The sequence below is a fragment of the Bradyrhizobium sp. USDA 4454 genome, assembly GCF_054822705.1.
In genome coordinates, this window is sequence record NZ_JBTRCN010000001.1 from 1,833,509 (window position 1) to 1,846,607 (window position 13,099).

The 13,099-nt window shown below is 66.2% G+C and carries 11 protein-coding genes; 8 read left to right on the top strand and 3 right to left on the bottom strand.

All coding sequences use genetic code 11. The features are described from left to right. Window positions 1–17 precede the first annotated feature (17 nt). A complete protein-coding gene (locus ACVIW0_RS08275; RefSeq protein WP_461351868.1) occupies window positions 18–1,208 on the top strand; it encodes a M24 family metallopeptidase in 1,191 nt (396 codons plus the stop codon). Between the two features lie 374 nt (window positions 1,209–1,582). Next, complete coding sequence (gene ilvA / locus ACVIW0_RS08280) at window positions 1,583–3,124, top strand: threonine ammonia-lyase, biosynthetic (protein WP_461351869.1); 1,542 nt, start codon at window positions 1,583–1,585, stop codon at window positions 3,122–3,124. Between the two features lie 19 nt (window positions 3,125–3,143). Here ilvA and ACVIW0_RS08285 read toward each other — a convergent pair whose 3' ends face one another. Genes ACVIW0_RS08285 through ACVIW0_RS08295 form a run of 3 tightly spaced genes read right to left on the bottom strand, consistent with a single transcriptional unit; the run spans window position 3,144 to window position 6,329 of the window. Beyond that, on the bottom strand, window positions 3,144–4,172 hold the full coding sequence (locus ACVIW0_RS08285) for a class II aldolase/adducin family protein (protein ID WP_461351870.1): 1,029 nt from the start codon (window positions 4,170–4,172) through the stop codon (window positions 3,144–3,146). Between the two features lie 10 nt (window positions 4,173–4,182). Next, complete coding sequence (locus ACVIW0_RS08290) at window positions 4,183–5,052, bottom strand: TIGR01459 family HAD-type hydrolase (protein WP_461351871.1); 870 nt, start codon at window positions 5,050–5,052, stop codon at window positions 4,183–4,185. Next, the gene (locus tag ACVIW0_RS08295; protein ID WP_461351872.1) at window positions 5,049–6,329 is read right to left on the bottom strand and encodes an FGGY-family carbohydrate kinase; all 1,281 of its coding nucleotides are present in this window, start codon (window positions 6,327–6,329) and stop codon (window positions 5,049–5,051) included. Before ACVIW0_RS08295 ends, ACVIW0_RS08290 begins: the two co-directional genes overlap by 4 nt. 134 nt (window positions 6,330–6,463) lie before the next feature. Here ACVIW0_RS08295 and ACVIW0_RS08300 point away from each other — a divergent pair, with 134 nt between their 5' ends. The 6 genes from ACVIW0_RS08300 (at window position 6,464) to ACVIW0_RS08325 (ending at window position 13,097) form a co-directional block, all read left to right on the top strand. Next, complete coding sequence (locus tag ACVIW0_RS08300) at window positions 6,464–7,480, top strand: sugar-binding transcriptional regulator (RefSeq protein ID WP_461351873.1); 1,017 nt, start codon at window positions 6,464–6,466, stop codon at window positions 7,478–7,480. Between the two features lie 28 nt (window positions 7,481–7,508). Then, window positions 7,509–8,948: an extracellular solute-binding protein gene (locus ACVIW0_RS08305; RefSeq protein WP_461351874.1), complete on the top strand. Its 1,440-nt coding sequence runs from the start codon at window positions 7,509–7,511 to the stop codon at window positions 8,946–8,948. Window positions 8,949–9,065: 117 nt separating this feature from the next. Then, window positions 9,066–9,995, top strand: coding sequence for a carbohydrate ABC transporter permease (locus ACVIW0_RS08310; RefSeq protein ID WP_461357276.1), 930 nt, complete (start codon window positions 9,066–9,068; stop codon window positions 9,993–9,995). Between the two features lie 14 nt (window positions 9,996–10,009). Further along, window positions 10,010–10,867 carry a carbohydrate ABC transporter permease gene (locus tag ACVIW0_RS08315; protein WP_163162812.1) on the top strand — a complete coding sequence of 286 codons (858 nt, stop codon included), beginning with the start codon at window positions 10,010–10,012 and terminating at the stop codon, window positions 10,865–10,867. A gap of 4 nt (window positions 10,868–10,871) precedes the next feature. After that, on the top strand, window positions 10,872–11,969 hold the full coding sequence (locus ACVIW0_RS08320) for an ABC transporter ATP-binding protein (protein WP_461351875.1): 1,098 nt from the start codon (window positions 10,872–10,874) through the stop codon (window positions 11,967–11,969). Between the two features lie 12 nt (window positions 11,970–11,981). Continuing rightward, window positions 11,982–13,097 (top strand): ABC transporter ATP-binding protein, encoded by a 1,116-nt coding sequence (locus tag ACVIW0_RS08325; RefSeq protein ID WP_461351876.1) that lies wholly within the window; start codon window positions 11,982–11,984, stop codon window positions 13,095–13,097. The last annotated feature ends 2 nt before the right edge of the window (window positions 13,098–13,099 follow it).

A 13,099-nucleotide genomic window follows, 5' to 3' on the forward strand; every position in this document is an offset into this window, starting at 1 on the left:
AGACGGAAGGTTACACCATGGACAACGCACTCGATAGGATCGCGGCGGCGGCACCGTTCGACACCGCTAAACTCGATCGGCTGATGGATGAAGCGGGGCTCGATATCCTGATCGTCACCTCGCGTCACAATGTGCAGTATTTGCTCGGCGGATATCGTTTCTTCTTCTTCGACGTCATGGAGGCGATCGGCACCAGCCGTTATCTGCCGGTGTTCGTCTATCAGAAGGGACATCCGGAACATTCCGCCTATATCGGCAACCGCATGGAGAAATTCGAGCACGAGCTTGGACGTATATGGACGCCGATCGTCAAGACGGGCAGCTGGGGAACCATCGATGCGATCGGGCTTGCGATCGATCATGTGAGAAAACTGGGCGGCACAGCCAAACGCGTCGGCATCGAGGCAAGCTTCCTGCCGGCCGATGCCAGGGATCGTCTGTTCGCCGGGTTCAACAATGTCGAGTTCCGCGAGGCCCATTTCACCCTTGAGCGCCTTCGCGCCGTGAAATCTCCCGCCGAACTGGACCTCATCCGGGAAGCTTCCGAACGGGTCGTCGATGCGATGATGGCAACGTTCAAGGCCTGCGCCCCGGGGATGACCAAGAACGATGTCGTGGCTCGTCTGCGCCGTGAGGAGCAGGAGCGTGATCTCGTCTTCGAATATTGCCTGATTGCCGCAGGCAAGAGCCATAACCGCGCGCCGTCGAACCAGCGTCTCGAAGACGGCGACGTGATCTCGATCGATTCCGGCGGAAACTACCGCGGCTATATCGGCGATCTCAGCCGCATGGGCATCCTGGGTGAGCCTGACAGCGAGCTGAGTGAGTTGCTGCAGGAGGTCGAGGACATCCAGCAGGTGGCCCGGCGCGCGATCCGGCCGGGCGCCATGGGCGGCGACATCATTGCGGCGGGCGAGACCGCGGTCATAGCGTCGCCGCATCGCCCCGTGCTCGACTTCACCGCGCATGGCATCGGGCTTGTCAGTCACGAGGCGCCGCGGCTGACCGCGACCGGCCCGGTGCCTTACGCGCCGTATGACGCCGACCGGCCGCTCGAATGTGGAATGGTGATCTCGATCGAAACGGCGCTGCTGCATCCGGCGCGCGGCTACATCAAGCTCGAGGACACGCTGATCGTCACGGAATCGGGCTGGGAAGCGCCCGCGGATCATGGCAGGGGATGGAATTCGTCGCGTCTCACGGCGTGAAGCGCTCAACGCCGGAGCGGTCGCTCTGGCCGGTCACCGATTCAGCTGCCGCGGCGCAGTTCGGAATACTAGAAATATATCCCTGAGTTGCCCGACGTGTCAAGCTGCCTGGTCGAGGTCGGCCTCCGCCGGCTCCTTTGCATGGGGTTGTTCTTCGATATTTTGGTAGCGCCCCCCTGCGACGGCCCGGATGACTTCATATGCGCGCGGCCAGGCGGCTGATCCGGCGGTCTTTGCTTCACTCGATCCTCCGGTCATGCGAAGGTCCGATCTGGATGCAGCAGCCGGCTCCGTGCCGCCTGCTCGCCAGGTCGGCGCCGGCGATGGGCAGGTGCAACCGGTACGAATTGCCTCCCATCGACAGAAGCGACCCGATGACCGCCAATGCGCTCCGCGACTACGCCCAAAGCATCCTGACCGCCCGTGTCTACGACGTGGCGGTCGAGACGCCGCTCGATCCGATGCCGCGGCTCTCGGAGCGCCTGTCGCGTGCCGTGCTGCTGAAGCGGGAAGATTTTCAGCCGATCTTCTCGTTCAAGCTTCGCGGCGCCTACAACAAGATCGTCAGGCTGCCGGACGCGCAGCGCAAATTGGGCGTCATCTGCGCGTCGGCGGGCAATCATGCGCAGGGCGTGGCGCTGTCGGCGCGCAAGCTCGGTATTCCGGCGACCATCGTGATGCCGCGGACGACGCCCGCCATCAAGGTCGAAGCCGTGCGGCGCCTGGGCGGCGACGTGGTGCTGCACGGCGACACGTTCGACGACGCGCAAACCAAGGCCAGGGAGATCGAGGCCGCGCGGGGCCTGACCTTCGTGCATCCGTTCGACGATCCCGATGTGATTGCCGGCCAGGGAACCGTCGGGATGGAAATCCTGCGCCAGCATCCCGATCCGATCGAGGCGATCTTCGTGCCGATCGGCGGCGGCGGGCTGGCGGCCGGCGTGGCCGCGTTCGTCAAGTTCCTCAATCCTTCGATCAAGGTGGTCGGCGTGGAGCCGGCCGACGCGGCCTCGATGGCGGCGGCGCTCGCCAAGGGCAACGTTGTCGCGCTGGACCAGGTCGGGCTGTTCGCCGACGGTGTTGCCGTGCGCAAGGTCGGAGCCGAGACGTTCCGGCTCTGCCGCGACCTGCTTGACGAGGTCGTCACCGTGGACACCGACGCGATGTGCGCCGCCATCAAGGATATCTTCGACGACGTGCGATCGGTGGCCGAGCCCTCCGGCGCATTGGCGCTCGCTGGGCTGAAGGCCTATGCCGAGCGTGGCGCGTTGAGCGACGGCAGCCTGATTGCGGTCAACAGCGGCGCCAATCTGAATTTCGACCGGCTGCGCACCATTGCCGATCGCGCCGAGGTCGGCGAACATCGCGAGGCGCTGCTGGCCGTGACCGTGCCGGAGAAACCGGGCAGCTATCGGCACTTCATCCGCATCCTCGGCTCGCGGGCCATCACCGAGTTCAACTACCGCTTCGCCGAGACCACCGCGCCGGCGCAGCTCTTCGTCGGCATCGCGCTGAGCCGCGGCGAGGCCGAGAAGCGCGAAGTGATGGATCTGCTCCGGCGCGAGGGCTATCCGATCCTGGATCTGAGCGAGAACGAGATGGCCAAGGACCATGTGCGCTACATGGTCGGCGGCCGTGCCCCGCTGCTCAAGGACGAAGTGATCTACCGCTTCGAGTTTCCGGAGCGCCCCGGCGCGTTGCTTAAATTCCTCGAGAGCCTGGCGCCCGACTGGAACATCTCGCTATTCCACTACCGCAATCACGGCGCCGACTACGGACGGATCCTGGCGGGCATCGAGGTCAAGCCCGGGGAGCGCGCCCGGTTCGTTCAGGCGCTCGATGCACTCGGCTATCCCTACTGGAACGAGAGCGAGAACCCGGCCTATCGCCTGTTTCTCTCCGCCGAGCAGGGATAACTCGCAAAGAGGGGCCGGATCAGCGATCCGCGGTCAGTTGCTGCCGATAGCGCTCGGCGTCCCAGTTCAGCAACGCATCCTCGTTCTCTGCGGTCAGATATTGGACCCGCGCGGTCAGCGGCACGCGACAGGTGACCAGGGCGAGACAGCTCAGCATGGCTTCCGCGCCGTCGCTTGCATCCGCGCGGATCAGGCTGCCGATATCAGGGACGAGAAACGCAACCGGCGGCGGTAGCCCGTTCGCGGCGGTCCGTGCGATCATGGCGCCCAGGCTCTCGCGCTGCTCCAGAACCGGCAAGCCCGGACCAAGGAACACGACGTGGTCCGGATAGAGCGAGCCGCTGGTCGCGATCGCGCGGCTGTAGCGGTCGGTGGCAATGTCATGGCTGCGCGGATCGCGCGGCAGGCGATAGGTCGTGCCTGCGTAGATACTTCGAAGCGCGTCATGATCGGCAGCCGGTGCGCTGCGTTGCTCCAGTGCAAGGCGCGTCTCGATCTCGGCGACCAGTGCCTCCGCCGCGTCGCAGGTGTCCGCGCCGACCACCAGGCCGTGATTGCCGAGGATCAGGACGTCGACCGCGTCCTGCGCGATCGCCTCGCTGACCGCGCGGGCGAGCGGCAGCCCCGGGTGATGATAGTCGAGATAGCGCCAGGCCAGTCCGTCCAAACGCCGGGCGAATTCGTCGCGGGCGTCGGTGCGCACCGCCCATGCGATGGTGTTGATGGAATGGACATGCAGCACGATCCGGTGCGGCATCAGCGCATGCAACGAGGTCTCGATCGAGGCGCGCAGCGTGGTCCCGGCGTCAGGCACGAGCGGCACGCGCTCGTCGCCCTGCGTCAGCGCTGCGCGCGCCGCCGACAGCGCGACCGGCACGAAAATCTCCTTGTCCTCGGCGTCGGCGAGCCAGGTGCCCGAGGCCTTCACCCACAGCACGTCGCCATCCTTGACAGACGAATTGCCGCCGGCGCCTTGCACCAGCTCGATATTCCGGCCGACGCGTGCCGACATGCGACGCAGTTCGTTCAACGTCAGAGGCGGTTGCATCGGGCTGTTCTCACCAAATCAAATGCTCCATCGTCCAGTGCGGCATCCGCGCCGCGGTGCCGGCGGCGATCTTGATCGCCCGCGGCAGGTCGCGCGTCTGCGCAAGCGATGCGCGGTGCGCGCCGGAGCCGATCAGCAGGGTCAGCATGCCGGCGCTACGTCCGCCGGCGATATCGTGATCGAGGGAGTCGCCGACGACGAGGATCCGTTCCGGCGGGGGATGTCCCAACTGATCGCGCGCGGCGGCAAACATCGGCGGATACGGCTTGCCGACGAACAGCACGGTGCCGCCGAGCGATTGATAGAATGCGGCGAGTGCGCCCGGCGCGGGGATCAGTCCCGCGACGCCGAACATCACGAGGTCGGGATTGGCGCACAACATCGGCAGTCGCCGCGCGGCGGCCGCGGTGAATTGCGCACGCCAGCGATCCGCCTCGGCCGCATCATCGTCGAGCCCGCCGAGCAGGATGAAATCAGCCTCGTATACGGTGGAAGCGACCGTGAGGCCGGTGCCGTCGACGATCGAGCGGTCACCGTCGCGTGAGATCAGGAAGCAGGTGCGGCCGAGCTCGGCAAAGGGCGCCTGCTCGCGCGCACGCAAGCCGCGCCAGGTGACCTCGCCCGAGGACAGCACGCCGTCATAGGCCTCGGGCGGCAGGCCGAGTGCTGCGAGGCGCCGCTGGTTGCTGCCGGCGCGCTTGCCGGAATTGGACAGGATCAGGATATGCTTGCCGGCCTCGCGCAACTTCGCCACGCAGTCCAGCGCTGCGGGGAATACCGCCAGTCCCTCATGCAGCGTGCCCCACTGGTCGAGCAGCACGTGATCGAAGCGGTCGGCGATGGCGTGAAGGGCGGCGATCGCGGTCGCATCGGCCTTCATGGCGGACCTCCATGCAGCGCGAGCAGCGCGGCGCCGTAGCTTGCTTCGGTCTGCTCGGCGACCGAGACCGGGACACCGAGAACGCAATGCCTGATTTTGGTCCATGCATCGTTCTTCGCGCCGCCGCCGATCCCGATGACGCGGCGCAGATCCGGCGCGCCGAGCCGCGCCAGCTGCCGGTAGGCGAGGGCTTCCACCGCGGCGATGCCTTCGAGCAGGCCCTGGAAGAAGCGGCAATCTTCCGCCGGGCGCGGCGTGATCCGCGCGGCCAGCGCCGGATCGGCGATCGGGAAGCGCTCGCCGGGTTTGGGCAGCGGATAGTAGTCGAGCCCGGTCGGCTGGTCCGGCATCACCTGCGGCGTCAGCCGCTCCATCTCGTCTGCGGTGAAATGCATCAGCAGCGCGGCGCCGCCGGAGTTCGACGCGCCGCCGGCGAGCCAGCGCTCACCGAGCCGGTGCGAATAGACGCCCTGGTCGGCCGCGAAGATCGGCTGGGTCGCAAGCTGCTTCACCACCAGCGTGGTGCCGAGCGAGGTGACGGCATCGCCCGGCTGGTCGGCCCCGGTCGCGATGAAGGCGGCGACGCCGTCGGTGGTGCCGGCCGCGACCTGAGCTGTGGCGGGCAACCCGAGCGCGCGCGCGATCTGCGGATCCAGTTCGGAAAACGGCGTTCCCGGCTCCAGCACCTCGGGAAGCAGATCGTCACGCACGCCGAGCTGGTCGAGCCAGGGCGGCCAGGCGCGCGCGACCGGATCGTAGCCGAGCTTCAGTGCATTGTTCTCGTCGCTGATGCCGTGATGGTTGGCAAGCCGGCCGGCGATCCAATCCGCCTGGTGCACCGCGTGGCGCGCATCGCCGACGTAACCGTCATTCTGGAGATAGAGCAGTTTGGCGAGCGCGCTGCTCGCGCCATGCGCGCCGCTCTCGCGCGGGGCGACCACTGCGACGCGCGCGGCCTCATGCGTGGCGCGCGCGTCGTTGTACATCAGCCCCGGCGAACACGGGCGGCCGGCCGCGTCGACCAGCAATAGCGTGCCCGACGTGCCGTCGACGACGATGCGCGTGATGTCGCTGAGACCGACGGTCTCGCCGAGTTTGCGGATCGCAGTGACTGCGGCCTGCCACCACAGCTCCGGTGTCTGGTCGACAGCGTTGCCGTCGACGCGCGGCGCAGGCATCGCGACCGATGCGAAGCCGCGGATGCCGGCCTGCGGATCGATCGCACAGGCGCGCACGCCGCCGGTTCCGACATCGATGCCGAGATACAAACCTCCCATCCGACTTCACCGCTCTCTGGCGCCCGCGCGTCGATATTGGTTGCGCCGCAGCACGTTTGGGGGATTGACGCCCCGTTCGGCCTCTGCAATTTTTTGCAGGACGTGAAGAAATTTGCAAGCGGACTTTTCCGGACATGGCTCCTCCGCCCGACAGGCTGCCGGTGATCGACGGCGAGGCGTCGCTCGCGACGCGGGCGGCCTGGCTGTATTTCGCGGCGGGGTTGACGCAGTCGGAGGTCGCCGACCGCCTCAACATCCAGAGCACCAAGGCGCACCGCCTGATCGCCCGCGCCAGCCGCGAGGGCATGATCCGCGTGTTCGTCGAGGGACCGGTCGCCGAATGCGTCGCGCTGGAGAACGATCTCACGCAGCGTTTCGGCCTTGCGTTCTGCCGCGTCGCGCCCGATCTCGGCGAGAGCGATCTGCCGCTGAAGGCGCTGGCGCTGGAAGGCGCAAGCTTCCTGCGCCAGATCCTCGAGCGCGGCGACGACAAGGTGATCGGCGTCGGCCACGGTCGCACGCTCGCCGCCGTGGTCGAGCAGATGCCGCAGACGCCGGCGCGCGACGCGCAGTTCGTGTCGCTGCTCGGCGGACTGACGCGGAAGTTCGCCGCCAATCCGTTCGACGTGATTCATCGCCTTGCCGAGCGCACCGGCGCGGAAGCCTATCTGCTGCCGGTGCCGGTGTTCGCCAATTCGGTCGCCGATCGCGCCGTGCTGATGCAGCAATTCGGCATCGCCGACGTGTTCGCGCTGGCGCGCCGGGCCTCGCTGCTGTTCGTCGGCATCGGCCAGGTCAGCCGCGACGGCTTCCTGGTGTCGAGCGGCATGATCAAGCCGGACGAGGTCGTCGAGCTGAAGCGCGTCGGCGCCTGCGCCGATCTGCTCGGACATTTCTTCAGCGCCGACGGCGCGGTGCTCGACACCGACCTGTCGGCGCGCGCCACCTCGATGAGCATGGCCGATCTCAGGAAGCATCGCATCGTCGCCATCGCCGGCGGGCCGGCCAAGGTGACCGCGCTGCGCGGGGTGCTGCGCAGCGGCGTTCTGCACGGCCTCATCATCGACGAGGTGACCGCAAAGGCACTCGCAACGGACAAGCCGGAGACCACATCCGGCAAGACAAGAAGCAAGACCCGGAAGGACACATAAAACAAGCGTCAACAAGGAGAGGAAATACATGTTCGATCGCGAGAAGAATCTGTTCGACTCCTACGCTGCCAAACGCATCAGCCGCCGCGATCTCCTCGACGGCGCGGCCAAGCTCGGCATCGCGGGCATTGCCGCAAACGCCGCCTTCGCCTCATCGATGTCGAAGGCGATGGCCGCGGACTTCAACTGGAAGGCCCAGAGCGGCAAGACCGTCAAGCTGCTGCTCAACAAGCATCCTTATGTCGACGCGATGATCGGCGACATCGAGGCGTTCAAGGCGCTCACCGGCATGAACGTCAGCTACGACATCTTCCCGGAGGACGTCTATTTCGACAAGGTGACGGCGGCATTGTCGTCGAAGTCGGACCAGTACGACGCCTTCATGACCGGCGCCTACATGACCTGGACCTATGGTCCGGCGGGCTGGATCGAAGACCTCAACACCTACATCAAGGATCCCGCCAAGACCAACCCGGCCTTCGCCTGGGACGACGTGCTGCCGGGCCTTCGCGCCTCCACGGCGTGGGACGGCGTCGCCGGCTCCGAGCTCGGCTCGGGCAAGGCCAAGCAGTGGTGCATCCCGTGGGGCTATGAGCTCAACAACATCACCTACAACCGCAACATCTTCGACAAGGTCGGCGTCAAGCCGCCGAAGAATCTCGACGAGATGCTGGAGGTCGCGACCAAGATCACCAAGGACGCTGGCGGCCCCTACGGCGTCGGCGTGCGCGGCTCGCGTTCCTGGGCGACCATCCATCCCGGTTTCCTCTCGGCCTATTCGAACTTCGGCCAGAAGGACTTCGTGATGGAGGGCGGCAAGCTCAAGGCCGCGATGAACACCAAGGCCTCGAAGGAATTCCACGACAAGTGGGTCAAGATGATCCAGACCTCGGGCCCGAAGAACTGGTCGACCTATACCTGGTACCAGGTCGGCACCGACGTCGGCGCCGGCGCCTCCGGCATGATCTTCGATGCCGACATCCTCGGCTACTTCATGAACGGCGGCGACAACAAGGAGAAGGGCCATCTCGGCTATGCGCCGTTTGCCGCCAATCCGGCCGCCAAGGCGCCGACCCCGAACGTCTGGATCTGGTCGCTCGCTATGTCGACCTTCTCCAAGCAGAAGGACGCGGCGTGGTTGTTCATGCAGTGGGCGGCGTCGGTCGAGCACGACCTGTTCGGCGCGCGCAAAATGGATTTCGTCAATCCGGTGCGCGCATCGGTGTGGAAGGACAGTGAGTTCCGCGACCGCATCGCAAAATCCTATCCGGGCTATCTCGAGCAGCACGACATGTCGTCGCCTGGCGCCAAGATCTACTTCACGGCGCAGCCGCTGTTCTTCGACCTGACGACGGAATGGGCCGCCTCGCTGCAGAAGATGGTGGCGAAGGAGGTCAGCGTCGACGAGGGGCTCGACAAGCTCGCCGACAGCATCAACCGCCAGCTCAAGCAGGCCGGTCTCGGCTGACCGATCAAGCCCGCGGTGCATGATCCCCCGCACCGCGTCCATCCGCCGGCTCGGACCCTTGTCCCATCCGAGCCGGCGGCGTTTGCCAGCGGAACGCGATCTCTTATCATCATGAGCATGGTCCAAACCCTCCCGACGAACGCGCAGGTAGCGCCGGCCAAGCCAAGGCCGCGCGTGCGCCTGTTGCCCTATCTGCTCAGCCTGCCGGCACTGCTCGTCTGCGTGGCGATCCTGGTTCCGTTCGTGACCGCGGCGGTCTATTCACTGCAGCGCTACCGGCTGAACCTGCCTTATCTGCGCGGCTTCATCGGCGCCGGAAACTACATCGACTTCCTGTCCGATCCGGCGTTCTGGAATACGTTCCGGATCTCGATCACCTATACCGTGCTGACGGTCGTCCTCGAGCTGCTGCTCGGCCTCGGCATCGCGCTGCTGCTGCGCCGGCCGACCCGCTTCCACAATGCGGTGTCGATCATGCTGCTGCTGCCGCTGATGACCGCGCCGGCGATCGCCGCGCTGATGTGGAAGCTGATGACCAATCCGAGCTTCGGCATCCTGTCCTACATGGTCAGCCTGTTCGGCGTCACTGATTTCAAATGGGCCTCCGATCCGTCGACCGCGCTGTTCACGGTCGTGCTGGTCGACGTCTGGGTCTATACGCCCTTCATCATGATCCTGCTGCTGGCGGGCCTGCGCTCGCTGCCGCGGCAGCCGTTCGAGGCCGCGGCACTCGACGGCGTGCCGGCAAGCTTCGTGTTCTTCCGCATCACGCTGCCAATGCTTGCGCCCTACATCATCACGGCATCGCTGTTCCGGCTGCTCGATTCGATCCAGCAGTTCGACATCATCTACGCCATGACGCAGGGCGGGCCGGGCGACCGGCTGATGGTGTTCCAGGTGCAGGCCTATCTGGAGTTCTTCCAGTACACCAATGTCGGCAGGTCGGCGGCGCTGCTGATGATCCTCTGGCTGATCACCAACATCCTGTCGAACATCTTCATCAAGAACTGGCTGCGGTTGCGCGCGCGTGCGCACGGCCACGCGTGACGGGGAGAGGCGCGATGGAACACTCCAGCCTTGCCGGTCGCATCTTCCGCGGGATAGCGCTCACGCTGATCCTGATCTTCTTCATGTTCCCGATCGTCTGGATCTTCCTGATGTCGTTCCAGAACAACGATCAGATCTTGCGGATTCCGCCGCGGATCCTGTTCGAGCCGACGCTTGCGAATTATGAGGCGCTGATCTCCGGCCAGCTGCGCACCGCGGCCGGCAATCTGCAGATTTCCTTCATGCGCAATCTGTTCAACAGCGTCGTGCTGTCGAGCGCGGCGGTGCTGCTGGCGCTGCTGCTCGGCGTGCCCGCAGCCTACGCCTTTGCGCGCTTCAAATTCCGTCTCGGCGAGACCATCGCCTTCACGCTGCTGTCGTTCCGCTTCGCGCCGCCGCTGCTCGTGCTGCTGCCGCTGTCGCTGTACTACCAGGAGCTCGGCCTCAACGACACCTACTTCGGCATCGTCTGGGTCTATCAGCTGATCGCGCTGCCGCTGATCCTGTGGATCGTGCGCGGCTATTTCGAGGACATCAGCCCCGATATCGAGCATGCCTACCGGCTGGCCGGGCATTCCTGGCGCGAGGCCTTCACCAGGATCGCGGTGCCGCTGGCGGGACCGGGCATCGCTGCGGCAGGCTTGCTGTCGTTCATCTTCTGCTGGAACAATTTCGTCTTCGCCCTGATCCTGGCCTCCGCCGACAAGCAGCCGGTAACGGTCGGTGCGCTCGCCTTCGTCACCGCGTCCGGAATCCAGTACGGCCAGATCGCGGCGGCGATCGTGCTGTCGGTGACGCCGACGCTGTTGCTTGCGCTCTATGCGCAGCGCTACCTGGTCGAGGGTCTCTCGCTCGGCGCGGTGAAAGGCTGATCCGATGGCGCGTCTCGAAATCAATTCCGTGAGCAAGGCATTCGGTGCGACACGGCCGGCCGACGAATTGTCGCTGGCGGTCGAACCCGGCGAGATCGTCGCGGTGTTCGGACCCTCCGGCAGCGGCAAGACCGTGCTGTTGCGCATGATCGCGGGCATGTTCGAGCCTGACGACGGCGACATCCTGGTCGGCGGCCGTTCGGTCGTCGGCGCGCCGCCGGAGCGGCGCGGCATCGGCATGGCGTTCCAGAATTTTGCGTTGTTTCCGCACATGACCGCCCGCGACAATATCGCAAGCGGCCTGCGCGCCAGCGGCAGCGAGGTTGCGGGCCGCGTCGCCGCGATCAGCAAGCTGCTCAAGATCGAGCACGTGCTCGGCCACGCGCCGCGCGAACTGTCGAACGGGCAGAAGCAGCGCACCGCGCTGGCGCGTGCGCTGATCGGCAATCCGGACGTGCTGCTGCTGGATGATCCCTTGCGCAACGTCGACGCCAAGCTGCGCTACGAGATGCGGCTCGAGCTGCCGAACCTGCTGCGGCGCGGCACGGCCGCCGTGCTCTATGTCACCCAGGACTATCGCGAGGCGATGGCGATCGCCGACCGCATCGCAGTGTTGATCGACGGCCGGCTCGTCCAGGTCGCGACGCCTGACGATATCTATGCCCAGCCGGCCTCGGTCGCGATCGCGCGGCTGTTTGGCGATCCGACCATCAACCTCGCCGAGGTTTCGCCGGTCGCGGAGCACGGCATGCTGTCGGCGGACGTCGCCGGCGCCAGGATGCGGCTCGGTATCGCCGACGGCCTGGCGCCGCTCGGTGTATGCTGGCTTGGCGTCCGGCCGGAGGATCTTTCGGTGTCGTCCGCATCCAGCGACGGCGCCATCCCGGCGCGTATCCTCGCGATCACGCCGATGCACGAGAAGGCGGTGCTGCTGCTTCGTCTCGCCGACGGAACGGAATGGCTGGCGGCGCTGCCGCCGGATGCGCGGCAAGGCGCGGCCGACGATAGCGTGTTCGTCCGCTTCTCGCCTGAGGCTGCGATGCTGTTCGATCGCGCGACCGGGCTGCGGATCGGGCAAACGCACCGGCTCAAGGCGGCATAGGAGCGGATGGTCATGGACATGCTCGAGCTTCGAGGCATCGACAAGGTCTACCAGAGCCGCGGCAAGCCGCCGGTGCATGCGGTGCGCGCGCTCGACATGGCGGTCGAGAAGGGCGAGATCGTCGCGCTGTTGGGATCGTCGGGCTGCGGCAAGACCTCGACCTTGCGGATGATCGCGGGGTTCGAGGACGTTTCGGCCGGATCGATTGCGCTCGGCGGGCGGCGGATCCACGAGCTGCCGCCGGCGCGGCGCAAGGTCGCGATGGCGTTCGAGGGCTATTCGCTCTATCCGCCGCTGACGGTCCGCGAGAACATCGCCTTCGCGCTGAAATCAGCCCAGCTGTCGCGCAGCGAGGTCACGCGTCGTGTCGACGAGATCGCCCGTCTGGTCGAGATCGAGGACATCCTCGACAGCTATCCGCGCGCCATCTCCGGCGGCCAACAGCAGCGCGTGTCGCTGGCGCGGGCGTTGGTGCGCGACGCCGATCTCTATCTGCTCGACGAGCCGATGGGGCAGCTCGAACCGCAACTGCGCGCGGTGCTGCGCGGCCGGATCAAGAGCCTGCTCGCCGAGCGCGGCATGACCGCGATCTTTGTCACCCACGACCAGACCGAAGCCAGCGCGCTGGCCGACCGCATCGCGGTGATGGAAGGCGGCGTGCTGCAGCAGTTCGCCAGCGAGAAGGAGCTGAAAGGCAAGCCCGCCAACCTGTTCGTCGCGAGCTTCATCGGTGAGCCGCCGATGAATCTGCTCGACGCTGGCGTGGCGCGATCGGATGGCGGCTTCCGCCTGTCGGTCGCCGCCGACATGCACTTCGATATCAGCGGTGCGGGGCTCGACAGCGAGGCGGCGCAAGCGCTCGCCGGCACGCCGCGGGTACGGATCGGCATTCGTCCGCAGAAGATCGCAGTCGGGACTGGCAATGTCAGGGTCAAGGTCGTCTCCAACCAGTGGCTCGGCGATCAGTCGCACATCGCCGGCGATTGCGGCGGTCGCGTGCTGATCGCGGTCACGCCGGGCCGCGTCGCCGCGCGGCCGGGCGACATGATCCCGTTCGCGCTGGAGCCGCGTCACCTGCATATCTTCGGCAGCGACGAAACCTGCATCCGCCATGCGGAGGTGTCCTGACC